A 24,672-nucleotide genomic window follows, 5' to 3' on the forward strand; every position below is an offset into this window, starting at 1 on the left:
ACGCGCCGGCCGAGTACGAGCAACTCAGCTTTTGAATGGACACTGTGGATCACGAGCACGACGTTAGGCGCGCGTGAACCGAAGAGTCAAACAGGCTACTCTCTGCATCCCATTATGTGGGACTCGAGTGGTTGCGTGGGTCCGTGTACCAGGATGCGAGGATAGGGGGGTGTCATCACCGCATCAGTCCGTGCCACCGGCTAAATCGTCCCACACCGCCGACGGGGGAACCGATACGGGTCGCTCCTCGCGGCCCGGCGGTCTGCGCTCGGCGAGTCCGGGCCGACTCGCGGCGATCGCCGCGGTGGTGCTCGGGTACCTGATCTTCGTCGTCGTCGGCACCGTGCAGGACTGGTCGCTCGGCCTGCGGATCGGCCTGCTCGTGCCGACCGCGGTCGTCGTCTGGCTGCTGGTGCCGCGCAAGGCGAACACCCCGACACCGGGCGTGCACGTGATCGGGGTGCCGCGCCTGGCCTACATCGGTGTGCTGGTGCTGGCGTTCTGCGTGTTCTTCCCGTTCGTCGGCTGGCCCGCCGCACTGTGGTGGCTGCTGCTGCTGCCGGTCATCGCGGTGTTCTGGGTCGCCCGGACGCACACCACGGTGTCGGACGCCGGGCTCGAGCTGAGCTCGATGTTCGGCAAGAAGCACCTCGACTGGGCACAGGTCAAGGGCATCAGCATCCCCCAGCGCGGCTCCGTCAAAGCCCGCCTGGCCGACGACTCCGAAGTCAAGCTGCCCGCGGTGAGCTACGACCGGCTGCGTGAACTGATCGACGCCTCCGGTGGGCGCCTGCCCGACGTGTTCGCCGCCGCCGAGCAGGCCGAGGCCGAACGCGTCGCCGCCGAGCGAGCCGTCGAGGCAGAGAAGACGAAGGCCGAGGAGGCCGAGAGGGCGAAGGCCGAGGAGCCCGACACCGAGCAGTGACCGCCGACTCGGTCACCGCGGGAATCGGCACGGCGCCGAGCGCGGTTGCACCGGTAAGCTGACGGCGACCGGGCACCCCGCGCCGACGGCACCACCGCGGCGACACCCTCCGGAGCGACACTCCCGCCTCGAGCCCCGGTTCCATCACCCCTGCACGGACTCCCGGCGCGACGCGACCACCGCCCGCCGGAGTAACGTGCACGGTTGCCGGACGCACCGCGCACTCGCACCGCGCCCCGCAGGTCAGCCCCCTGCGCGCAGGCTTGGACGCACCCAGCGACATTTACGAGGACACCCATGCCACCGCTTCGTTCACGCACCACCACCATCGGCCGCAATGCCGCGGGCGCCCGCTCGCTCTGGCGCGCGACCGGTATGACCGACTCCGACTTCGGCAAGCCGATCATCGCGATCGCGAACTCCTACACGCAGTTCGTTCCCGGTCACGTGCACCTGAAGAACATGGGCGACATCGTCGCCGAAGCCGTGCGCGCCGCCGGTGGCGTGCCGCGTGAGTTCCACACCATCGCCGTCGACGACGGCATCGCCATGGGTCACGGCGGCATGCTCTACTCGCTGCCGTCGCGCGAGATCATCGCCGACTCGGTCGAGTACATGGCCAACGCGCACACCGCCGACGCGCTGGTGTGTATCTCCAACTGCGACAAGATCACTCCCGGCATGCTCAATGCCGCGATGCGCCTCAACATCCCCGCCGTGTTCGTCTCCGGCGGTCCGATGGAGGCCGGTAAGGCCGTGGTCGTCGACGGTGTCGCGCACGCGCCGCTCGACCTGGTGAGCGCGATCTCCGCGAGCGCGAGCCAGGCCGTGTCCGACGAGGGCCTCGACGAGGTCGAGCGGTCGGCGTGCCCGACCTGTGGTTCGTGTTCGGGCATGTTCACCGCGAACTCGATGAACTGCCTGACCGAGGCGCTCGGACTCGCGCTGCCCGGCAACGGTTCCACGCTGGCCACGCATTCGGCGCGGCGCGCGCTGTTCGAGCGGGCGGGCACAGTCATCGTCGATATCGCCAAGCGCTGGTACCAGGACGACGACGCGTCGGTCCTGCCGCGAAACGTGGCCAATGCCAAGGCCTTCCGCAATGCGATGGCCCTCGACGTCGCCATGGGCGGTTCCACCAACACGGTGCTGCACACCCTCGCCGCCGCGCAGGAAGGCGAGATCGACTTCGATCTGCAGACCATCGACGAGATCAGCCGCCGGGTGCCGTGCCTGTCGAAGGTCTCGCCGAACTCGGATTACCACATGGAAGACGTGCACCGCGCCGGTGGCATCCCGGCCATCCTCGGTGAGCTGCGTCGCGGCGGGCTGCTCGAGACCGACGTGACCACCGTGCACACCGCGAACTACGAGGAATTCCTCGACACCTGGGACATCCGCTCCGGCAAGGCTTCCGACGAGGCGCTGGAGCTGTTCCACGCCGCGCCCGGTGGCGTGCGTACCGTCGAGCCGTTCTCCACCAGCAACCGCTGGTCCTCGCTCGACACCGATGCCGCCGGTGGTTGCATCCGTGACATCGAGCATGCCTACACCGTCGAAGGCGGGCTGTGCGTGCTGCGCGGCAATATCGCCCCCGACGGCGCGATCCTCAAGACCGCGGGCATCGACGAGGAACTGTTCACCTTCGAAGGCCCGGCCGTGGTGGTCGAGTCGCAGGAGGAGGCGGTGTCGATGATCCTGGGCAAGAAGATCCAGCCCGGTGACGTGGTCGTCGTCCGCTACGAAGGTCCCGCGGGTGGTCCGGGTATGCAGGAGATGCTGCACCCGACCTCGTTCCTCAAGGGCCTGGGCCTGGGCAAGGTGTGCGCGCTGATCACCGACGGCCGTTTCTCCGGTGGCACCTCGGGTCTGTCGATCGGGCACGTCTCCCCCGAGGCCGCGTCCGGCGGTGTCATCGGCCTGATCGAGAACGGTGACCGCATCCGCATCGACGTGCACACCCGGGCGCTGGAAGTGCTGGTCTCCGACGAGGTTCTCGCCGAGCGCCGCGCGAAGATGGAAACCTCCGAGCGTCCGTGGCAGCCGGCGAACCGCGATCGTCCGGTGACGACCGCGCTGCGTGCGTACGCCGCCCTCGCGACCTCCGCCGACAAGGGCGCCGTCCGCCAGTTGCCGTAGGTGACAGAACAAGAACGGCGTCCCCTAGTCCGGGGGACGCCGTTATTGTCGAATCAGCTACCACTGATCTCGTACCTACATGGGTAACTCGCCGGGTACCCCCAGAATCTGGACCCACTCACCGCATGCCCGAGAACTAACGGCCGATCTTCGAAGCCACGGCCAAGTCGCGGAGAGGCGGATCAGGCTCGCCCGTACGTGACGGAATGAGGGCGGTGGCGATCAGGCCGAGGAGGACGAAGCCCGCGGCGAGGTAGCCGCCGAGGGTGATGCCGTCGGTCATAGCCGTGCGGCCCGCCTCGGCGATCTCCCGCGTCTCCGGTTGGGCGGCAAAGCCTTCGATCGCCGCGCCCGCACTGCTGGTGACGGCGTACGCGTACTGCTGCGACTGAGCCGGTGGCATGCCGGCGGCGGTGAGGTGGTTGTCGACCTGCGAGCTCAGTGTGGTGAAGAAGACCGTGGTGAGCACCGCGATGCCGAGTGCCGAACCGAGCTGGCGGAAGGCGCTCTGGATGCCGGAGGCCTGGCCGTTGTCGTTCTCGGGAATGTCGGCGAGCACCACATTGGTCACCTGGGCCGTCGCGAATCCGACGCCGATGCCGTACACGCACAGGATCAGCGAGATCGCCCACCAGGAACTGTCGGTGGCGGCGAAGAAGGCCAGTGCCGCCAGGCCGACGACCTCGAGCGCGAGCCCGAGCCGGACCATGTTCAGCGGTGACGCCTTGCCCGCCATGCCGAAGCTGGCGCCGCTGGCGATGAAGCTGCCGATGGCGATCGGCACCAGCGCCAGGCCGGCCTGCACGGCGCTGTAGCCGAGGGTGAACTGCAACCACAGCGGCATGACCGCGACGATGCCGAACTCGCCGAGCCCGATGATCAGCGTGGCGATATTGCCGTTGCGGAACGAGGCCAGCGAGAACAGGCGCAGGTCCATCAGGGCCTTGTCCGCGTCGGGGCCGCGGCGCAGCAGCACCTGCCGCACCACGAAACCGGCCAGCGCGAGCACGCTCAGCACGAGCGCCACCAGCACCGGCGACGGCCCGCTGTCCCAGGTGAAGCCGCCGATGCCCAGCGGATGGACGGTGGTGATCCAGCCGTACGTACGCCCTTCGACCAGGCCGAAGGCCAGCAGCCCGAGACCGAGCACCGACAGGATCGAGCCGAGCACGTCGAGCCTGCCCGCGACCTTCGGCGATGGCGCGATGCACGCCAGCACACCGACCACGATCAGCACAGCCAGCGGCACATTGATGCCGAATGCCCAGCGCCACGACACATGCTCGGCCAGCCAGCCACCGAGCAGCGGGCCGAGCGCGGCGGCGGCGCCGATCGTCGAACCCCAGATCGCGAACGCCTGACCACGCGCTTTGCCGGTGAAGGTGGCATTGAGCAGGGCCAGCGAGGTCGGCAGGATCATCGCGGCGCCCGCGCCCTGCAGGAATCGCGCCACGATCAGCAGTCCGCCGCCGGGTGCGAGCCCGGCCAGGATGCTGGTCGCGCCGAAGACGATCACGCCGGCGACGAACACCCGCCGCGCGCCGACGATGTCGGCGATCCGCCCGACCACCAGCAGCAGCGCCGCGAACACGATCGCGTAGGACTCCTGAATCCATTGCGCCTCGGTCGAACCCGTCTCCAGATCTTCGATGATCGACGGGATGATCACGTTGACGATCGTGGTGTCGACCACGATCAGGGCTACGCCGAGGGCGATGGCGATCAGGCCGAGCCATCGGCGGATGGATGACTCTTGACTCATCGCATCTCCTATTTCCATGGTGGAATATTTCCATAGTCAAAGTAGATTCCGGGCAATAGGATGTCAAACGATGCGAAAGGAACCCATGAGTCCGTCGGACGCTCGCGCCCAGCACGAACGGCTCCAAGAGGGCCTGCGGGCCTACGGCGCGAACTATCGCGAGTTCACCCGCCGGTTCGCGAACTGGCTCGGGTTGCACTCCACCGACGCCGAGGCGCTGATCGAGATCCTCACCGCCGAGGAACGCGGGGGCACGCTCTCACCGGCGCGGCTCAGCGAGCGGATCTCGTTGTCCAACAGCGCGACCACCGCACTGTTGAACCGGCTCGAGCAGGCGGGTCATATCGTGCGCAGCCGCGAGCACGACGACCGGCGCGTCATCACGCTGCGCAGTACCGCGCGCATCCAGACCCTCGCCGACGAGTTCTTCGGCCCGCTCGGCGCGAAGGTCGTGGACGCGGTGATGGATAGATATTCGCCCGAGGAGCTGCGGCGGTTCGAGGAGTTCCTGGCCGATCTGCGCACCACGATGACCGCGCACATGGCCGAACCCGCACCGCCGCAGCCGTCGGAACTCAGCTGAAGGGGCCGATGCCCTTCAAGGGGTTGCCGCCGTGGAGGAACCAGTAGGTGGCGATCGCGGCGGCGACGGCGAGCAGGACCACGGTGAAGGAACCCCAGGCTGGGCGGGTGGCCCAGCCGCGGGCGCGGTCGAAGGACCAGCGGCCGGGGCCGGTAAGGATGATCGCGAGGGACGCGCCGGCCAGGATGGAGTCGATCTCCACGCCGGTGGGGGTCGCGGCGTTGTACTGGAAGCCGGGGACCATGCCCTGCTTCCACATCCACGCGTTCAGGATCGTGGCGAGCACGGCGCCCGCGGCGAGCGGGGTGGCCAGGCCGAGGACGAGCAGGATGCCGCCGCCCAGTTCGCCGGCGATCACCAGGGCCGTCGCCAGCGACGGGTAGTCCCAGCCGCCGCTCTCCATCATGGTTTTGGTGCCGTCGAGGCCGGGGCCGTGGAACCAGCCGGTCAGCTTCTGCAGGCCGTGGTAGATGAAGGTGTAGCCGACGACCAGGCGCAGCACGAACAGGCCGAGGTCGAGGGTGCCGCGGCGGGGTTCCCGGTTGCGGCGCTGCAGTCGCACCGTGCCCGCCGAGGCCGCGGCCGCGGGCGGGATGGTCGCGGCGTAGCCGTAGCCGTCGTCGCCTTTGCCGTCGATGTGCGCCGCGCTCGCGGTGGGCACCTCGTCACCGGGGTCGAGACCGAGGTCCTCGTCGGTGCGCGGAATATCCTTGTGCAGATCCGGTTTCGGCATCTGTGTCGTCGGCGAATCGTAGGGGCTGGTCACCGGGCGACCCGCCGACGACGCGGCCGGTCCGGTCTGCGACGACCCGTCGGCCTGCGGTGTGTCATTCGACTTCTCGCTCACGGGTGTCACCTTATGACGTGCCGTCGTGGTGTGCCGGTCTTCCCCGGATCAGGCGTGTCAGCCCCGCTCGACTGCCGGTAACGTCTCTGGCATGAGTTCGGTATTCGCGGGCCGCGTGGCAGTCGGGTTGGCGCTGGGCACCGTCTTGGTCGCCGGGTGCGCCCGGTTCGACGAGTCGGCGTCGAGCCCGTTCACCACCGAGCCGTCGCTGGGCGGGTCCAACGCGGAGCCGAAGAAGCCGCAGGATTCGCCGTCGGAGGTGCCGCGGCCGACCGGTCCGTGCATCGACCCCGATCCGAACGTCATCGCCACCTGTCTGGACTCGGCGGCCGGGCTGATCCCGGTCGGCGACGGCGCGCTGGTGGCCGAGCGGCGCACCGGCCGCATTCTCCAGGTCACCCCGGTCGACGCGAGCACGCCACAGGAGACTCCGGTGGAGGTCGCGAGCGTGGCGGTCGACGGATCCGGTGACGGCGGCATCTCCGACATCGTGCTGTCCCCCACGTTCGGCGAGGACGGGCTGATGTACGCCTACATCACCACCGGCAGCGACAACCGGGTGGTCCGGCTGTCCAAGAACGGCGGCGCGCCCAAGGAGATCCTCACCGGAATCCCCAAGGGCGCCACCGGGAATCGCGGCGCCATCGAATGGGCCACGCCGACCCAGCTGCTGGTGCTCACCGGTGACGCCGGAAACCCCGGCGCGGCGGCCGATCCCGGTTCGCTCGGCGGCAAGGTGCTGCGCCTGGAGTCACCGTCGTCGGGCGCCAACATTCCGCAGGTCGTCGCCTCGGGCATCGGTTCGGCCGGTGACCTGTGCCGCGACGGCAAGGACGGCATGTGGGTCACCGACCGCACCGCCGCCGAGGACCGGCTCCAGCACCTGGGCGCCGACGGCACGCTGACCGTCTCCTGGACCTGGCCCGATCGTCCCGGCGTCGGCGGCTGCACCGCCACCGGTGACGGCGTCGCCGTGGCCCTCGGCGCGGGCAAGGCGCTGGCCGCGGTCGGCGCCGACCCCAACACCTTCGCCGTCAGCACCGCGCCCACCCTGATCGCCCAGGACAAGTACGGCAGGCTCCTCGGCGCCTCGGCCAGCGCCGACGGCAGCGTCTGGGTGACCACCACCAACAAGACCGACGGCGAACCGGGCGAATTCGACGACCGCGTCGTGCGCATCCCGCCCCCACAGGGCGGCGCAGGCGGCCCGGATTAAAGCGAACCGCCCCCACCGGATTCCGGTGGGGGCGGTCCTTTTTCAGGCTTACGCGCAGGCGGCGAGCACCAATTCGCGGACCTTGGCCGCGTCGGCCTGGCCACGGGTGGCCTTCATGACGTCGCCGACGATCTTGCCCGCGGCCTGGACCTTGCCGGAGCGGATCTTCTCGGCGATGTCCGGGTTGGCGGCGAGGGCCTTCTCGACCTCGGCCTGCAGGGCGGTGTCGTCGCTGACCATGCCCAGACCCTTGGCCTCGACGATCGCGGCGGGCTCGCCCTCACCGGCGAGGACGAAATCGACGACCTGCTTGGCGACCTTGTTGTTGACGGTCTTGGCCTCGACCAGCTTGATCACCTCGGCCACCTGGGCGGGGGTGATCGGCAGGTCGGCGAGGGCGACCTCGCGTTCCTTGGCCTTCTCGGTCAGGTAGGCGACCCACCAGGAGCGGGCCTCGTTGGCGGGGGCGCCCGCCTCGACGGTGGCGATGATCAGGTCGAGGGCGCCCGCGTTCACCAGGTCGCGCATGACCTCGTCGGACAGACCCCATTCGGCCTGGATACGCGCGCGGACCAGCCACGGGTACTCGGGGATGGTGGCGCGCAGCTCGTCGACCCAGTCGGCGTCCGGGGCGACCGGCTCGAGGTCCGGCTCGGGGAAGTAGCGGTAGTCCTCGGCGGTCTCCTTGCGGCGACCCGCGGAGGTCGACCCGTCGGCCTCGTTGAAGTGACGGGTCTCCTGGACGATCTCGCCGCCCGCGGTGAGCACGGCCGCCTGACGGCGCATCTCGTAGCGCACCGCGACCTCGACGCTCTTGAGCGAGTTCACGTTCTTGGTCTCGGTGCGGGTGCCGAATTCCTTGGCGCCCACCGGCATCAGCGAGACGTTGGCGTCGCAGCGCAGCGAGCCCTGCTCCATCTTCACGTCGGAGACATTCAGCGAGCGCAGCACCTCGCGCAGCGCGGTGACGTAGGCGCGGGCCACCTCGGGCGCGCGCTCACCGGCGCCGGTGATCGGCTTGGTGACGATCTCGATCAGCGGCACGCCCGCCCGGTTGAAGTCGAGCAGCGAGTGGCTGGCGCCGTGGATGCGTCCGGTCGCGCCGCCGACGTGCAGCGACTTGCCGGTGTCCTCCTCCATGTGCGCGCGCTCGATCTCCACCCGGAAGGTGGAGCCGTCGTCGAGGACGACGTCGAGGTAGCCCTCGGTCGCGATCGGCTCGTCGTACTGGCTGATCTGGTAGTTCTTGGGCTGATCGGGGTAGAAGTAGTTCTTGCGCGCGAACCGGCCCCACGGGGTGATCGAACAGTTCAGCGCGAGACCGATCCGGATGGCCGACTCGACGGCCTTCTCGTTGACGACCGGCAGCGAGCCGGGCAGGCCGAGGCACACCGGGCACACCTGGGTATTGGGTTCGGCGCCGAACTCGGTGGGGCAACCGCAGAACATCTTGGTCGCCGTGGACAACTCGACGTGGACCTCCATGCCGAGCACCGGCTCGTACCGGGAGATGACATCGGCGTAATCCATCAACTCGACCGTGGGTGCGCTCATGCCTAGCAGTCTATGTAAGCCCTAACGGGGCGGGATGTGCTGGGTGAGCCAGTCGGTGACGTAGGTCAGCACGGCCGGGTCGATGGTGGTCTCGATGGTGGCGTATTCGCTGGGTTTGCCGGTCTCGGTGGGCTGCATCAGGTGGTTGAGGCCGGGAAAGGTGTACACGGTCGCGTCGGGGTCGCCCGCCAGGTTGGCCCGCATCGGCTCTTCGTTCTGGGACACGAGGACCTGCTGGTCCTTCTCGCCGAAGAAGGCGAGCACGGGAATCCGCAGCGCTTCCAGCGCCGGTTTCGGGTCGTAGGTGATGAACGAGGCCATGTACGGGGTGTTGAAGGAATCGACGGCCTCCTGCGGCGCGCGTTCCTCGGCGGGCAGCGAATCGTTGTGCTGCTGGGCGAAGGCCTTGGCCCCGTCGATGTCGCCGGAGCGCAGCAGTGTCGACCACTGGGTGACGTAGTCGACCTGCTCGTCGATCTTGTCCTGCGGTTCGCCCGCCGCGGCCATGATGACCTTGTTCTGCTCGATCAGCACATCGGCGCCGACCACCGATGGCCCGGCCATGAGCACCGCGAACGCGACATTGCTGTCGGGACGGGCGGCGACCAGCGGGGCGAGATAACCGCCCTCGCTGTGCCCGAACAACCCGACCTTCGCCGGGTCGATCTCGGGGCGATCGCGCAGGAACGCGACCCCGGCAGCCGCGTCCCCGGCCAGGTCGGCGTAGGTGGCGTCGTCGAGTTTTCCGCTGGTGCCGCCGACGCCGCGGTCGTCGGTGCGCAGCACGGCGTAGCCCGCGCGGGTGAAGGTGTCGGCCAGCAGCAGGAACGGGCGGTGGCCCATCAGGTCTTCGTCGCGGTCCTGCGGGCCGCTGCCGGTGATCAGCAGAATGGCCGGAAATGGACCTGTGCCTTCGGGTTCGGTGAGGGTGCCCGCGATGGTGATGTCGCCGTTGCGGTAGGTGACGTCCTCGCTGCGATACGGGTACGGCGGTTTCGGGTCCTGCGGGCGGGCGAGGCCCTCGACCTGGCCGCGGTGCAGCACCAGCGGCGTCGTCTGGCCGGACTGCACCCAGTCACCGGCGATCTGCTCGCCGTCGAGTTTGCCGCGGAACCCGGGATCGCCCGGCACGTCGGGAATCGTGAACTCGACCCGATCGGGTTCGGTGCGCACATCTTTCAACGTCGCGGCGCGCACGCCCTGCACCGGGATGTCGATGGTGGCCGAGCCGTTCTCGGCGAAGGTCACCCCGATCGAGATCGGCTGACCCGGCACCTCGATGTCACCGTGCCACGGCCCCTGGACCGCGGGCCCCGCTTCCTCGTCCGAGGAACACCCCGTCACCAGCGCGGCGACGACGAACAGAACCGAAACGATCACTCGACCGGTGCGCATACGGCAACGGTACCGACGCGCACCGAAAAGTCGAGGACCGCAGCGGCTCAGCCGAAGAAGGCCTTCGCCTCGCTGAGCCGCTCGGCGGGAACCCGCTTGAGCTGCTTGGTGGCTTCCGACAGCGGCACGAGCCCGATGTTCGTGCCGTGCAGGGCCACCATCTGCCCGAAGTGCCCCGCGTGCACCGCCTCCGCCGCGTGCACACCGAACCGGGTCGCGAGGATACGGTCGTAGGGCGTCGGACTGCCGCCGCGCTGCACGTGACCGAGCACGGTGGTGCGGACTTCCTTGCCGATGCGGCGTTCGATCTCCGAACCCAACTGCTGGGCGACGCCGGTGAACCGCTCGTGGCCGAACTCGTCGATCCCGCCCTCCCGCAGCGCGAAGCCGGAATCGGGTGCGGGATGCGCGCCCTCGGCGACCACGCAGATGAAGTGCTTGTCGCCGCGCTGGAAGCGGCTCTTGATCAGCGCGCACACCTGCGCCACGTCGAACGGCTCCTCGGGCACCAGGGTCAGATGCGCGCCCGCGGCGATGCCGGAGTTCAGCGCGATCCAGCCCGCGTGCCGGCCCATCACCTCGACCAGCATCACCCGCTGATGGGATTCGGCGGTGGTGTGCAGGCGGTCGATGGCCTCGGTGGCGATCGACAGGGCGGTGTCGTGGCCGAATGTGACGTCGGTGCAGTCGATGTCGTTGTCGATGGTCTTGGGCACGCCGACCACCGGAACGCCCTCGTCGGAGAGCCAGCTCGCCGCGGTCAGCGTGCCCTCGCCGCCGATCGGGATCAATGCTTCGATGCCGTTGTCGTCGAGGGTCTGCTTGATCCGGCCGAGCCCGGCGAGCAGCACGTCGGGGTTGGTGCGCGCCGTGCCGAGCATGGTGCCGCCCTTGGTGAGCAGCCGGTCGGTGCGGTCGTCGTTGAGGATGCGGATCTTGCGGTCTTCTAGCAGGCCGCGCCAGCCGTCCTCGAACCCGACGATCGAGTCGCCGTAGCGGCCGTTCGCGGTGCGGACTACAGCCCGGATCACCGCGTTCAGGCCTGGACAGTCTCCGCCTCCGGTCAAGACTCCGATGCGCATGGCGTTCATCTTGCCGCACCGGCGGTGATCAGGGGCAGTTGCCTCCGGCCAGTTCGCCGAGGTGACCCGAGATCAGGGTCGCCATCTTGTCCAGCATGGTCATGCCGTCGGCGAAGGCGCCCGAATCCGGTTGCGCGGCGAAGGCGATCGCGATCCGGCCCGAGGGCGAATCGATGAGACCGAACTGGCGGACCAGGTACTTCCCCGAGGGATCAGGTCCCCATCCACCCTTGAATTCGGCACTGCCGAACGCGCCGAGGCCCCAGCGGTGGCTCGCCACGATCTGCTGCATGAGACCGACCACGCGCTGACTCTGCGGCAGGCACGGCAGGTGCGCGGCGAAACGCACCTGATCGGCCAGCGACCATTCGGCCTGGCCGTAGATCGAGGCGTCGGAACGAGTGCGCACCGCGGGCACGGTGGTATTGGTGTCGCCGCCTTCGCGCAACACGTTCTGCACGGACTCGGCCGCCGCGGCGCCTGAGCCGAGCGACTGCCACAGCGTGTCGGCGGCCCCGTTGTCGGAGGCGGTGATGGCGGCGGTCGCGGTCGTGCTGTACGACGCGTTGTTGCGTAGCGCTGCGATCGCCAGCGGCACCTTGATGGTCGACCAGGCCGGGCCCGTGGTCCAGGTGCCGAAGGTGACCATCTTCTCGCCGTCGACCGGCATGATCGCCAGGCCGAGGCTGCCGCGGAAGCCCTGCTGGAGCGCGGCGAAGTCGCCGGCCAGGCTGCCGGGTACCGCGATCGAGAAGTTGCCCGCACCCGCACCGGGATCCACCGCTGCGGCGGTCGTGGTCGTGGTCTGCGCGGTCGAGGACTTCGGCTCGCCGCCGCAGCCGGCCACGAACAGGACGACGGCCCCGAGCAGCGCGGCGAGCACCGTTGGGACAGGACCTCGGTCTTTCGTCATCATGTGAAGCATCTTCGTTTCTAAACTCCCCCCGGGCTTCGGTGCCGGGGTAGCAGTTCCGACACCGTACTGGGCAGTATGGCCGAACGCACACTTCGACCGCGAAACACTCAGGTCAGACGGTGTTCACCGGTGTAGATATTCATCGTTTCCCCGCGCAGGAAACCCACCAGCGTCAGATCCGACTCGGCGGCCAGATCGACGGCGAGCGAACTCGGCGCCGACACCGCGGCCAGGATCGGGATGCCTGCCATCACCGCCTTCTGGGCGAGCTCGAAGGACGCGCGGCTGCTGACGACGAGGATCAGCTCGTGCGCCGGGATCCGGTTCTCGCGCACCGCCCAGCCGATCACCTTGTCGACGGCGTTGTGCCTGCCGATGTCCTCGCGCAGTGCGACCAGGGTGCCGTCGGCGGTGAACAGGCCGGCCGCGTGCAGGCCGCCGGTGGCCTCGAAGAGCTTCTGCCCGGCGCGCAGCTGTTTCGGCAGCCCGCCCAGGGTGTCGGTGGCGACGAGCGCGGTGTCGTGCGGGATCGGGTAGCGGGTGTGCGTGCGCACCTCGTCGAGCGCGGACTTGCCGCAGAGCCCGCAGGAGCCGGTGGTGAGGAAGTTGCGGGTATGCAGCGGGACCGGCGCGCGCAGGCGGATGTCGAGGACGTTGTAGGTATTGCGTCCTTCGCTGTCGGTGCCCGCGCAGTAGCGCGCGCTCACGACGTCGTCGGCCGAGCCGATGATGTCCTCGCCGAAGAGGAATCCGTGCACCAGGTCGATGTCGTTGCCCGGGGTGCGCATGGTGACGGTGAGCGACTGCCCGTCGACGCGGATCTCCAGCGGTTCCTCCACCGCGAGGGTGTCGGGTCGCTGGATCCGCCCGGCCGGGGACAGCCGGGTCGTCTTGCGCCGTGCGGTGACTCTGCTCATCACGTGTCCTCGCCTAACCGGTCGCGAAGCCGGCGACAAGGTTGATCGTCGTCGCGAGAATGACCGTGCCGAAAGCGTACGACAGCAGGCAGTGGCGCAGTGCGACCGCTCGGATCGTCTCGTCGCTGACGTTGGTGTCGGAGACCTGGTAGGTCATGCCGAGGTTGTAGCTGAAGTAGAAGTAGTCGCGGTAGTCCGGGTCCCGCTGCATGTTGAAGTCGATCCCACCGGCGGGCGACCGGTAGTAGAGGTAGGCGTAGCGGGCCGCGTACATCAGATGCACCGCAGCCCAGGTCATGAACACCCCGCCCAGCGCGATCGCCGCCGCGATCTCGCCGGACTCGGAGTGCCGCAGCACGAGGACCACCACGATGCCGACCAGCCCGCTCAGCGTGGCGGCGACGACCGACAATTCCTCGATGAACGGCTGGAAGTCCTCCCTGCGGGCAACCTGCCGCGTGCGACCAGGGCTCATCGGCCACAGCACTGTCCACCCGACGATCACGAAAACGGTTGCCGCCGTGACTATCCCGGTCAGCACACCCAGCGGGGGCTCGCGCAGGGACCCGACGATCAGCCCGACAGCCAGGCCGATGACCGATGAGCCGAGCAGACGAGTGACCGCAGACAGCAGCAACCGTGCGCCCATGCCGATGCACAGTACTCGACAGTTGCCGGGTCATAGCTGAATTCGATCGAGGGTGGCGAAGTCGAGCTCCCGCGCGGTGCGGTCGAGCGCGGTGGTGAGCACCGAAGCGGGTTCGGCGACCGCCGTGACCAGCGCGGTCGGCGAGAATCCGCCTGGCCACAGCACGAGTCGCTCCCCCTCCAGGGTGAGTCCCTCGAACGTGCGCCCGCGCCGGACCAGCGGAACACCCAGCTCGTGTTCGAGTTCGCGGATCGCCTCGGACAGGGCGGGCTGGGAGACGTAGCAGGCCGCGGCCGCGCGGGCGAAGTGCCGTTCGCGGGCGAGGGCGACGAAGTACTCGAGCTGACGGAACAGCATGCGCCCCCGCGGTCAGTCGTCCTCGGCGTCGTCGGCGGCTTTGTTGCGTGCCCGCGCGATCTCGAGTGCCCGCTCGGCGGTGGCCTGGTCGGGGTACGGGCCCATCCGGTCGCCGTACCAGCAGGTCTTGCCCTGTTCGGCCTTATGGTGCTTGATGCAGTAGTACCACTGGTTGTCATCAGCCATGCCGACAGTATGCAACGATTCGCATACCGGCGTCTCGCAGGTCGGGCCGGAGTTCGCCGCCGGTTCGCGGATCAGTAGCGCGACAGCTATTCCCACCGCGACACCGATCACCGTGTCCACGCCGCGGTCGGTGAGCAGGGCCAGCGGATCGGTCGGCTCGGCCAGTTCCGTCATGGCCATGATGAGCGGGGTGAAGAACCCGAGCGCGACCGCGTAGTGGCGGGCCATGAACAGCTCGGTCGGATACAGCAGCGCGATGATCGCCAGCGCCAGCATCGCCGGGCTCGGGCCGGGGATCAGCAGCGGCGCGGTGACCGCGAGACCGACGAAGGTGCCGACGACCCGGTGCAGGCCACGGGTGATCCGGTCGCGGGAGGTCGCCGCGGCCAGCGGCACCGCGGCGCCCGCCATCGCCCAGTTGGCGTGGCCGACGCCGAGCAGCAGCCCGATGCCGCCGGAGATCGAGATCGCCAGCGCGTAGCGGCCCGCCTGGACGAACGAGACCCGGCCGGTCCGGTGCGGCGGGATCGTCGTGCGCGGGGCGCAGGCGCCTGCCCGGCGCTCCCGGCCGGTGGACTCGAACCAGCCGACCGCGACGCACAGCACGGCGGTGCACGTACAGATCACCAGCGCCAGGAGCGGATCGGGCTGGGTGCCCGCCACCATCGCGATCGCCCCGAACGCGAAGATCCCGAAGAACGGGCCCTCCGGCCGCAACCCGAGCCGGTCGGTGATCGGCGAGGCCACCGCGGCGAAGGCGGCCACCGCCGAGACCAGCACGGCGGGCGAGGCGTGCAGGCGGGCGAGCAGGATGCCCGCGCCGACGGCGCCGACCAGCATCACCGCGGCCTCGCTCTGATGGATCAGCCGCTGCCGTGGCGACTCGGCGAAGCCGTACATGCCGGTGAAGGAGCCGAACACAGCGTAGATGAGCAGGTCGGTGCGGCCCGCGGCGATCAGCATCAGGCCGGGGATCGCCAGGCCGACGAACACCCTGGCGGCGGGCAGGTGATCGATGTCGGTGACGAACCGTCGCATCGGCGGGCGCGCCAGGGTCGACATGGTGCGCAACGTGGTTCCTCCGAAGGGTCGGTCACGGGGCGATGTCCCCTGGGCCGATGAACCATCGTCCACGACCGCCGATGTGCGCGTCAAACCACGTCGACGCAGGTGGGAGGTGATTTTCGGCACCCTCATCTAGGGTGATAAGCGCGGCCTATCGGGTGCTCGCAAGTCGGTCTTGGACGCGGCGGGGCGCGCGCGGGCGCAGACTCGACCGGTCGCCCGCGACACGCGGTCGGTGGGCCGGAACCAGGCCTACGCCACTCCGTGACCTCGGCGGTAGAGAATCCCAAGCGGGCACCGACAGGCTTCGTACTCTCGTCGAAGGGAACATGTCATGGCTGACGGTCCGTTCACCTCGTACGACCCGGACAGCGGCCCGAGCGGCGCCGCGGATCGTGACGCCGTACCGAAGGTCAAGCCCTACCACCACCCCGCCGCGGGCTGGGGCGCCGCGATGGCCGTCGGCAAGTTCATGGTCTTGAAGGAGCACGAGCCGCTCATCGGGACCAAGGCCATCCTCGAGATGAACCACGCCTCGCACGGCTTCGACTGTCCCGGCTGCGCCTGGCCCGACGCGACCGACGGCCTGCTGCTCGACGTCTGCGAGAACGGCATCAAGCACGTCACCTGGGAGATGACCCACAAGCGCTGCACCCCGGAGTTCTTCGCCGAGCACACCGTCAGCGAGCTGGCCACCTGGAGCGACTACGACCTGGAGGACCAGGGCAGGCTCACCCACCCGATGGTCTACGACGCCGAGACCGACCACTACGTGCCGATCAGCTGGCCCGACGCGTTCGAGATGGTGGGCAAGGCGCTGCGCGAACTGCCCGACCCCAACCTGGCCGCCTTCTACACCTCCGGCAGGCTCGGCAACGAGGCCACGTTCCTCTACCAGCTGATGGTGCGCGAACTGGGCACCAACAACCTGCCCGACTGTTCCAACATGTGTCACGAGGCGAGCGGTCGCGCCCTGCAGGCCTCGCTCGGTACGGGCAAGGGCACCTGCGACATCGAGGACTGGGACAAGGCCGACGCGCTGTTCGTGATGGGCATCAACGCCGCGTCCAACGCGCCGCGCATGCTCACCGCGCTGGCCGAGGCGCACAAGCGCGGCGCCCAGATCGTGCACGTCAACCCGCTGGTCGAGGCGGGCGCGCGCAATACGATCATCCCGCACGACTTCGCCGCGATGGCCACCTTCCACGCCACCAAGACCAGCACCATGAACATGCAGGTGCGCATCGGCGGTGACTTCGCGCTGATGCGCGGCATCGCCAAACATGTTCTGGAAGAAGCGGAGACGGACCCGAAGGCGCTCGATCACGAGTTCATCGAGCGCTACACCACCGGCTTCGACGACTACGTGCGCGAGGTCAAGGACACCACCTGGGCGGAGATCCAAAGGCAATCGGGCTTGAGCGAGAACGAGATCCGCAAAGCGGCGGGCATCTACTGCGACTCCGACCGCACCGTCATCAGCTGGTGCCTGGGCATCACCCAGCACGAGCACGGCGTCGACACGATCCGCGAGATCGTCAATGTGCTTCTCCTGCGCGGCAATCTGGGCCGCGAGGGCGCAGGCCCGTCGCCGGTGCGCGGGCACAGCAATGTGCAGGGCAATCGCACCTGCGGCATCGCCAACAACCCGACCACGGAGTTCCTCGACCGGCTGGCGCAGGTGTGCAAGATCGATGTGCCGCGTGAGAACGGCTACGACGTGGTCGGCACGATCCAGGCGATGCAGGCGGGCAAGCTCGAGTTCTTCCTCAGCATGGGCGGCAATTTCGTCGCCGCCGCCCCCGACAGCGCCTACACGTTCGCCGCGTTCCAGAAGTGCGGCTTCACGGTCAATGTCAGTACCAAGCTGAACCGCAGCCACGTCATCCACGGCAAGCGCGCGCTGATCCTGCCGTGCATCGGCCGCACCGAACGCGATATCCAGCGCCGCGGTCCGCAGATCACGTCGATGGAGAACGGCATGGCCGTGGTGCACATGTCACGTGGCATGAAGAAGCCCGCGTCACCGCATCTGCTGTCGGAGCCCGCGATCCTGGCCGGCATCGCGAAAGCCGCACTGCCCGAGACGAAGACGCCGTGGGAGTACTACATCGAGGACTACGACCGCATCCGCGACACCATGTCGAAGGTGCTGCCCGGCTTCGAGGACTACAACCGCCGGGTCCGGCTGCCGCTGGGTTTCCGCATCCGCCAGCCCGCCCGCGAGCTGATCTTCCTGACGCCGTCGGGCAAGGCGGAGTTCTCGACGGTGACACTGCCGGACACCATCAATCCGCCCGGCGTGCTCACGCTGGCGACCCAGCGCTCGCACGACCAGTGGAACACCAGCATCTACTCCGACAGCGACCGCTATCGGGGCGTGAAGAACCTGCGCACGCTGATCTTCATGAACGAACACGATATGCGCGAGCGCGGGCTGAAGGAGTTCGACGAGGTCGACATCACCAGCACCGCCAGAGACGGGTCGACCCGCTCGCTGCATCGGTACAAGGTCGTCCCCTACGACATTCCGCCGGGCTGCGCCGCCGGGTACATGCCGGAGATGAATGTGCTGTGCGCGATCGGCGATTTCAGTACCGAGAGCGATCAGCCGCTGATGAAGAGCGTGAAAGTCACTGTCACACCGTCGAGTTGAACCGCCGAGGAGAGCATCGTGCACGCGCATACGCGAAAGACCGGGGTCAGTGACACCGAACACGATGTGCGCAACCATGATCCGGCCGCGCGGCATCTGCGCACGGTCGAGCGGCACACCGGGCACGACGATCATCAGGTGTATCTGCGGTACTTCGACGATCTCGCTGTCGCGCTGCTCGAGGAGATCGGCACGCAGACGTTCGTCGTCCTCGGGCACGGCACCGGGAAATCCGATGTCGCCGAGGACTTCCTGCTGCGGTTGAAGGAGAAGAACCACGCGCTGGCCGATCGGGTCGCCGGGGTCGGCGTGATCGATCTCGGTGCCGCCGACGATGCGGCGATCGAGGCCGCCGCCCAGAAGATCGTCCGGCGGGCGAGGTAGGGCCGATGTCGTATCTCCTCGCACTGGTCGCCGAATCCGACGAGGATTCCACGGCGGCGCAGCTGGCGGCCGAGGCGCAGCGGGTCGCGGTCGGCAACAATGTCGACGTGGTGACGCTGGCCGAACTCGACACCCTGCCCGCCTACAGCGCCGACCTCGACACCGAGGTCGGGCGGCCGTTGATCGCCAACCAGTTGCGCCGCTCGACGCTGGAAGCCGACGGTGTGCTGCTGTTCTCCGACGAGGGCATGGAGGTGTCGCCGCTGGCCGAGAGCGTGATCGCCTGGCTGGCGCATTCCGGGTCGGGGCCTGCGCCGACGGTCGAGGGCAAGCCGGTCGCGGTGATCACGGCCGGGCCCGGTGAGGTCGTCAACCAGGACATGGCGGATCGGTTGCGCAAGGCGGGCGCCGATGTGGTGGCCGACGGCGTCTCGATCACCGGCCCGTGGAGCGACCCGGCCACGATCACCCGGCTGGGTGACACCGTGGTCGCGGTGGCGTCCGCGGGCTGAGCCCGAACTCCCGGCCGCGGTCTCGTTTCGAGGCCGCGGCCGGTTCGTGTCAGTAGACGTACACCACGGCGTTCTCGCCACCGGTGCAGGTGACGAGCTTGCCCTCCGGCACGCAGTTCATCGTGTAGGTGCGGCCGGTGACCGGGCTCGCCGCCACCACCGACCGGGGGCCGGTGCCCGAGCCACCGCTCGCGTAGGCGGCTCTGACCGCTTCCGCGAAGCCGCAGCTGGTCACCGTGCTGCCCACCGCCGCCTTGCCGAAAGCGCCACTGGCGGAGCTTGATTCGCATGGCTGCGCACCGGCGGGCAGAGTGACCGGGCCCGCCGAAGTGGTCGGCGCGGCAGTGGTCGCGCGGGGGGCCGTGGTGGCCAATGCGCCACCGGCACCACCGACAGGGGCGACCGAGCTCGGCGCGGCGCTCGTGGTCTCCGCCGAATCCGCGACCGACATCAGGCGCCAGCCGATCGCGCCACCGATGGCCACCACCACGACGGCGAGGACGCCGACGAGGACCGGCAGCAGCATCGAGCGCTCGCGTCGCGAATCCTGTTGCTGCCAGGACGGATCCGGGGCGTAGCCGGGATCGTACGGGTCGGCGGCGTAGGCGGGATCACGGTAGGCGTGGTCACCGTAGGCGTTGTTCGGATCGTCGTACTGCTGCGCGTAGGCGTCCTGCGCCGGGCCGGTGTACTGCCTGGTCGCGGCCGACCGCGCCGGGTCGTCCGGCGGCGCCTGATGCGCGGGGAACGGCGCCGCGCCACCCCGGTATTGCCGAGTCGCCTGCGCCCGCTGCGGGTCCAGGTCGTCGTAGTGCTCCGTCGACGCCGCGAATCGGTCGGCCCCGGGCGGCGTGCCCTGGTACTGCTGGGTCGGCGCCGACCGCTGCGCTTCGAGCCCGATCGGGTCGTATTGCTCGGTCGCAGGCGCGAAGTCGCCCCCACCACCGAAGTGCTGCGTCGCGGCCGACCGCTGCGCATCGACGGCCGCCGGGTCGTACTGCTCGGTGGGCGGCGCGAAGTCACCCTCCGGTGCAGCGAAGTGCCGCGTCGCCGCGAATCGCTGCGGGTCGTCGGCAGGCGCCGGGCGTCCGCTGTACTGCTCGGTCGGCGGGGTGAACAGGTCGGCGGGACCGTCACCGAATCGGCCGTCCGGTCCGGCGGCGTCGCCGTCGAACTTCTGCGCGGGAGCGAACCGCGCGGCCGGGTTCGCCGACTCATCATCGAACTGCCCTGCCGGAGAGCCGAACCGGGGATCGGGGTTCGCACCGTCGAATCGCTGCGGGTCGCCGGACGGCGCCGGACGGCCGCCGTACTGCTCGGTCGGCGGAGTGAAGAGGTCGGCTGGGCCGTCACCGAATCGGTCTGCCGTGGAACCGAATGGGGCGTCCTGATCGGGGGTTCGGCCGCCGAACTGCTGGGTCGGCGCCGCAAAGCGTGCAGCCGGGTCGCCATCGTCCGGCTGCCCTGACGGCGCCGCGAATCGGGCACCGGGGTTGGCGCTGTCGTCGTCGAATCGTTCGGCAGGAGAGTCGAATCGGGGATCCGGGTTCGGGATCGGGCCGCCGTACTGCCGGGTGGGGTCGGCGCGATGCGGGACCGGGCCCGACGGTGCGTCGAGGCGCGGTGGGGCTTGTCTGCCTGGGTCGGCGGGCGGCACGAAGCCGGTGGGGGCGGGGAACGGTGGGGCCGGGGTCGGGACCGGGGCGGAGGTTTCGCCGGGCTCGGGGCCGTCGTAGAGGTGTGCGTCGGGGAACGGGCGCATCTTCGGGAGGCCCTGGTCCGGGGTGTAGGCCGGTGGGGGCTCGGGTGCGGCGGGGGCACCGTCCGCGGGTGGAAGGGGGGTGAAATAGGTGTCGGCGGGGCGGATCTCGGTGGGGCCGGTCGGCTGGATCACCGCAGGGATGGAGATCTCGCCGGTGCCCTCGACCGGGACGCGGTGGAAACCGGTGGTCTCGGCCGGGCCGGGTGCGGCGGCAGGCGGGCGGATGATCAGCGTCGGCTGGGCGCCGGTCGCGCTCGTCTGGCTGCGTGAGGTCTCGATGCCGCCGGTCGCGGTCACCGCGCCGACAACACGGAACTCACCGGTCGGCGTTGGCGCGGGCTCCGCCGCGTCCTCCCCCGGCGCACCGGGAACCGCGCGGCCACCGGTCGTCGCACCGGCGGGCGTGCCATCAGGCACACCGCGCCCACCGGTCGTCGCACCCGCGGGCGCGCCACCAGGCACAGTGCGGCCGCCAGCCGTCGGACCCGAGGAGGTCCCGCCGGGGGCATTGCGTCCACCAGGCGCACCCGCCGGCGTTCCACCAGGAACGTTGCGGCCGCCCGCCGTCGCACCAGCAGGAACACCGCGCCCACCAGTCGTCGCACCAGGCGGCACATTCTGGGCTGCGGCGCCCGCAGCGAATCCACCCGGCATGGCACGTCCCGGCACCGGACCGGGCGGCACCTGACGGGCGCCGTTCGCAGCACCGAACGCCGCGCCCGCGGCACCGGCGGCCGCACCAGCTGGTCCGGCCGCCGCACCCGCGGCACCGAATACGGCACCCGATCCCGCACCTGCGGGACCGAAGGCGCCTGCGGGAGCGTGCCCACCGAGCTGCGGATACCCGGGAGCCCGCATCGGCGCACCACCCTGTATCGCCGCGGCCAGCGCCTCCCGCGCCGCCACCGCGAGCGCACCCGCGCTCGCGTACCGATCGGCCGGATCCTTGGCCATGCCGCGTGCGATGACCTCGTCGAGGGTCGCGGGCAGGCCGGGCAGGATCTCGCTGGGGCGCGGCGGTGTCTCCGAGAGGTGCGCGCGGATCAGCACGCTCATGCTGGCCGCGGGGAACGGCGAGGCGCCGGTGAGGCATTCGTGCAGGACGCAGGCCAGCGAGTAGACGTCGGCGCGGTGCGAGATCGGGCCGACGTCGAAGCGTTCCGGCGCCATGTAGATGTAGGAGCCCATGGCCATCCCGGCCTGGGTCACCGCGCTGTCGCCCTCGGTGTGGGCGATGCCGAAGTCGGCGAGGTAGGCGAAGTCGGCGGGTGTCACCAGGATGTTGGCCGGCTTCACGTCGCGATGCACCAGCCCGCCCGCGTGCGCGGCGTCGAGCGCGGCGGCGATCTGCTCGACCACCGCGACCGCGCGATCGGGGCTCATCGGCCCATCCGTGTGCAGCACCGTCCGCAGATCGGTGCCGGGGACCAGACGCATATCGATGAACAGCACCCCGTCGATCACGCCCCAGTCGTGGATCGGGATGATGTGCGGTTCGGCGAGCTTGGCCGCCGCCTGGGACTCCCGGCGGAACCGGACCTGATAGGCCGGATCCTGCGCGAGTTCCTCCGCCAGCAACTTCAGGGCGACCACTCGGTCCTTGCCGGTGTCGTAGGCCTCGTAGACCTCGCCCATCCCGCCTTTGCCCAGCATCGACCGCAACTCGTACGGACCGAACCTGCTCCCCGTCCGTGACCCAGGTGCCTGCACCAGCGTCCGCCTCCCACTTCTCGCATGCCCGAAGACCTGCTCGTCAGAAGGAGGATTCTCCCGGTGCCACCACGCCGTGGTCAAACGCGAACACGATCGCGGCGGCTCGATCACGCAGGTCCAGCTTGCCGAATATATGCCCTACGTGGCTTTTCACGGTGACTTCCGAGATACCGAGTTCGGCGGCGATCTCGCTGTTGACCCGGCCTCGCCCGATCAATTCGAGCACCTCGTACTCGCGTGCGGTGAGTTCGCCGAGCCTGCTGTCGGTGCGGGTCCCGGCCGGTTTGACGGTCCGGTAAGCGGTGAGCACCCGCCCGGTCACCGACGGGTCGAGCCAGGCGCCGCCCGCGGCCACCGTGCGCACCGCGCGGATCAGGTCCTCGGCGGGTGAGTCCTTGAGCAGGAACCCCGCCGCGCCGGCGCGCAGCGCACCCGAGAGCAACTGGTCGTCGTCGAAGGTGGTGAGGACGAGCACCGGCGGAGCGTCGGGGCGAGCGCGCAGCAACCGTGTCGCATCGATACCGCCGACCCGCTTCATCCGCAGGTCCATCAGCACCACATCGGGACGGTCGGCGGCGACGGCGGCCACCACCTCGTCACCGTCGGCGCATTCACTGACGGTGAACCCGTCGCGGCGGCGCAGGATCCGGCGCAGGCCGCCGCGGACGAGTTCCTGATCGTCCACGACGAGCACCGATACCGGGTTCTCGATCGGCGCGGCGGCCGTCACATGTCCTCCTGGGGTCTGGTTTTGAGCATGCCTGGCAGCAAGGCCGTGATCGTCGAGCACGCGCCGGACTTGAGCGGGAACCTCGCCCGCACCGTCCATCCGTCGTCGACGGCGCCCGCGGTGATCGACCCGCCGAGCAGTTCGGTGCGCTTGCGCATGCCGCGCACACCCATGCCCGCGTCGTGCCGCGGGGGCGGGCCGAGCGGCAGCGGATTGGTCACCACCAGCGTGGCCGCGTCGGTGCTGACATCGAGTCGCACGGTCGCCGCGTTGCCCGGCGCGTGCTTGGCGACATTGGCCAGCGATTCCTGCCCGATCCGGTACAGCGCGTGCCCGACGGTGCCCTCGATGACGGCCAGGTCGCCGGTGCGGACGTAGTCGACGACGAGCCCGGCGCGCCGGTAGTCGCCGACGAGTTCGTCGATGTCGGCGGCGCTGGGCTCGGGCGCCAGCAGCGCGGGGCTGGTGTCGAGCATGCCGACGGTGCGGCGGATGTCGGCCATCGCCTGTCTGCCGAGTCGTTCGGCGTCGACGAGCGCCTCCACCGCCTCGGTGACGTCGTCGTCGGTCTGTAGCGCGCGCCGGGCCGCCGTCAGGTGCAGCAGGGTGATCGACAGCGAGTGCGCGATGACGTCGTGCACCTCGCGCGCGATCCGGCGCCGTTCCTCGTCGGCGGCGTGACCGGCCCGAATGGCCTGATTCTCGCGTTCCTGATAGAGGAAACGGCGTTGGTATTGCAGCATCACCCCCACGAACACACCGAGCAGGATGCCCAGGACATACATCGGCAGCCCCTGCAATCGCTGGCCCTCGGTGCCCCACTGCACGTGGCCCGCGAGGTCGAAGGCGACCAGCTGCAGGATCGCGACCAGCGCGAACCCCAGGGTGATCCCGCGTGAGGCGACCGCGGCCACCTCGCCGGCGACGAGCACCAGCACGAACGGTGCGAAATCGGCGCTGACCGGCTGCAACAGGAACAGCGCGCACGAGAGGAGTGCGGAGCCCTTCAGCAGGAGCGGGTGCGGTTTCACCCCGAAGAGCGCGAACAGCGGAATCGGCAGAAAGGCGGCGGCCATCGCCAGCAGGGGCAGCGGACTCGGGAAGTAGGAATGCCGCTGGATCACGGCGGCCCCGGTGATCACCAGCAGGGCCAGGTCGGTGCCGATGATGACGGCGGGCGGGTAGTCGTAGGGCAACGACTCGATGCGCTCGCGCACGGTATCGAGCAGCCGCGCCATCCCCGCCCGCGGCCGGTCCGCGAGCCGCCGCCAGCGGCTCGTCCGGCCCGCCATACTCGCGGGAATGGCGTGACTCACCTCCAT

18 protein-coding genes and 2 pseudogenes are annotated in these 24,672 nt (G+C 69.5%); 7 read left to right on the top strand and 13 right to left on the bottom strand.

Features of this window, described 5'->3' with window-relative positions:
* Positions 1–169 precede the first annotated feature (169 nt).
* Both IEY60_RS06020 and ilvD read left to right on the top strand, forming a co-directional pair.
* Positions 170–925, top strand: coding sequence for a PH domain-containing protein (locus tag IEY60_RS06020; protein WP_229739570.1), 756 nt, complete (start codon positions 170–172; stop codon positions 923–925).
* Positions 926–1,222: 297 nt separating this feature from the next.
* Positions 1,223–3,064, top strand: a complete 1,842-nt coding sequence (ilvD, locus tag IEY60_RS06025; RefSeq protein WP_189024563.1) for a dihydroxy-acid dehydratase — start codon at positions 1,223–1,225, stop codon at positions 3,062–3,064.
* A 136-nt stretch (positions 3,065–3,200) separates the two neighbouring features.
* Here the strand turns inward: ilvD and IEY60_RS06030 are convergent, their stop codons facing one another.
* Positions 3,201–4,826 carry an MFS transporter gene (locus tag IEY60_RS06030; protein ID WP_189024565.1) on the bottom strand — a complete coding sequence of 542 codons (1,626 nt, stop codon included), beginning with the start codon at positions 4,824–4,826 and terminating at the stop codon, positions 3,201–3,203.
* 85 nt (positions 4,827–4,911) lie between these two features.
* Between IEY60_RS06030 and IEY60_RS06035 the strand changes: the two genes are divergently transcribed.
* Positions 4,912–5,409: a MarR family winged helix-turn-helix transcriptional regulator gene (locus IEY60_RS06035; RefSeq protein ID WP_189024567.1), complete on the top strand. Its 498-nt coding sequence runs from the start codon at positions 4,912–4,914 to the stop codon at positions 5,407–5,409.
* Here the strand turns inward: IEY60_RS06035 and IEY60_RS06040 are convergent.
* Positions 5,402–6,256, bottom strand: coding sequence for a DoxX family protein (locus IEY60_RS06040; RefSeq protein WP_189024569.1), 855 nt, complete (start codon positions 6,254–6,256; stop codon positions 5,402–5,404). The two genes, IEY60_RS06035 and IEY60_RS06040, sit on opposite strands and share 8 nt — an antisense overlap.
* Before the next feature lie 91 nt (positions 6,257–6,347).
* Here IEY60_RS06040 and IEY60_RS06045 point away from each other — a divergent pair, with 91 nt between their 5' ends.
* Positions 6,348–7,472 (top strand): PQQ-dependent sugar dehydrogenase, encoded by a 1,125-nt coding sequence (locus IEY60_RS06045; RefSeq protein ID WP_189024571.1) that lies wholly within the window; start codon positions 6,348–6,350, stop codon positions 7,470–7,472.
* Positions 7,473–7,520: 48 nt separating this feature from the next.
* On the opposite strand, the gene gatB is transcribed toward IEY60_RS06045, so the two are convergent.
* The 8 genes and pseudogenes from gatB to IEY60_RS36350 all read right to left on the bottom strand — a co-directional run bounded on the left by gatB (position 7,521) and on the right by IEY60_RS36350 (position 15,590).
* Positions 7,521–9,026: an Asp-tRNA(Asn)/Glu-tRNA(Gln) amidotransferase subunit GatB gene (gatB, locus tag IEY60_RS06050; RefSeq protein WP_189024573.1), complete on the bottom strand. Its 1,506-nt coding sequence runs from the start codon at positions 9,024–9,026 to the stop codon at positions 7,521–7,523.
* 21 nt (positions 9,027–9,047) lie between these two features.
* Positions 9,048–10,421, bottom strand: coding sequence for an alpha/beta hydrolase family protein (locus tag IEY60_RS06055; RefSeq protein ID WP_189024575.1), 1,374 nt, complete (start codon positions 10,419–10,421; stop codon positions 9,048–9,050).
* A 47-nt stretch (positions 10,422–10,468) separates the two neighbouring features.
* Positions 10,469–11,503, bottom strand: coding sequence for an ATP-dependent 6-phosphofructokinase (locus tag IEY60_RS06060; protein WP_189024578.1), 1,035 nt, complete (start codon positions 11,501–11,503; stop codon positions 10,469–10,471).
* A 28-nt stretch (positions 11,504–11,531) separates the two neighbouring features.
* Entirely contained in the window at positions 11,532–12,416 is an 885-nt protein-coding gene (locus IEY60_RS06065) for a serine hydrolase (protein WP_229739571.1), read from the bottom strand.
* A 110-nt stretch (positions 12,417–12,526) separates the two neighbouring features.
* Positions 12,527–13,336, bottom strand: a complete 810-nt coding sequence (gene fdhD / locus IEY60_RS06070) for a formate dehydrogenase accessory sulfurtransferase FdhD (protein WP_189024582.1) — start codon at positions 13,334–13,336, stop codon at positions 12,527–12,529.
* A gap of 13 nt (positions 13,337–13,349) precedes the next feature.
* On the bottom strand, positions 13,350–13,985 hold the full coding sequence (locus IEY60_RS06075) for a DUF1345 domain-containing protein (protein ID WP_189024584.1): 636 nt from the start codon (positions 13,983–13,985) through the stop codon (positions 13,350–13,352).
* Between the two features lie 133 nt (positions 13,986–14,118).
* Positions 14,119–14,342: pseudogene (locus IEY60_RS06080) on the bottom strand (LysR family transcriptional regulator); the annotation flags it as partial.
* A gap of 12 nt (positions 14,343–14,354) precedes the next feature.
* Positions 14,355–15,590, bottom strand: a complete 1,236-nt coding sequence (locus IEY60_RS36350) for an FUSC family protein (RefSeq protein WP_189025023.1) — start codon at positions 15,588–15,590, stop codon at positions 14,355–14,357.
* Positions 15,591–15,927: 337 nt separating this feature from the next.
* Here IEY60_RS36350 and IEY60_RS06090 point away from each other — a divergent pair, with 337 nt between their 5' ends.
* Genes IEY60_RS06090 through IEY60_RS06100 form a run of 3 tightly spaced genes read left to right on the top strand, consistent with a single transcriptional unit; the run spans position 15,928 to position 19,145 of the window.
* Positions 15,928–18,249, top strand: a complete 2,322-nt coding sequence (locus IEY60_RS06090; RefSeq protein WP_189024586.1) for an FdhF/YdeP family oxidoreductase — start codon at positions 15,928–15,930, stop codon at positions 18,247–18,249.
* 18 nt (positions 18,250–18,267) lie between these two features.
* Positions 18,268–18,633: a hypothetical protein gene (locus IEY60_RS06095; RefSeq protein ID WP_189024588.1), complete on the top strand. Its 366-nt coding sequence runs from the start codon at positions 18,268–18,270 to the stop codon at positions 18,631–18,633.
* A 5-nt stretch (positions 18,634–18,638) separates the two neighbouring features.
* Positions 18,639–19,145 carry an NADPH-dependent FMN reductase gene (locus IEY60_RS06100; protein WP_189024590.1) on the top strand — a complete coding sequence of 169 codons (507 nt, stop codon included), beginning with the start codon at positions 18,639–18,641 and terminating at the stop codon, positions 19,143–19,145.
* Positions 19,146–21,777: 2,632 nt separating this feature from the next.
* Here the strand turns inward: IEY60_RS06100 and IEY60_RS36670 are convergent.
* From IEY60_RS36670 to IEY60_RS06115, 3 genes and pseudogenes are all read right to left on the bottom strand, one after another.
* Positions 21,778–22,617: pseudogene (locus IEY60_RS36670) on the bottom strand (serine/threonine-protein kinase); the annotation flags it as partial.
* A gap of 43 nt (positions 22,618–22,660) precedes the next feature.
* Positions 22,661–23,350 carry a response regulator gene (locus IEY60_RS06110; RefSeq protein WP_189024594.1) on the bottom strand — a complete coding sequence of 230 codons (690 nt, stop codon included), beginning with the start codon at positions 23,348–23,350 and terminating at the stop codon, positions 22,661–22,663.
* On the bottom strand, positions 23,347–24,672 hold the full coding sequence (locus IEY60_RS06115) for a sensor histidine kinase (protein ID WP_308426081.1): 1,326 nt from the start codon (positions 24,670–24,672) through the stop codon (positions 23,347–23,349). Before IEY60_RS06115 ends, IEY60_RS06110 begins: the two co-directional genes overlap by 4 nt.

It is taken from the genome of Nocardia rhizosphaerihabitans, from assembly GCF_014646295.1.
Taxonomy (GTDB): domain Bacteria; phylum Actinomycetota; class Actinomycetes; order Mycobacteriales; family Mycobacteriaceae; genus Nocardia; species Nocardia rhizosphaerihabitans.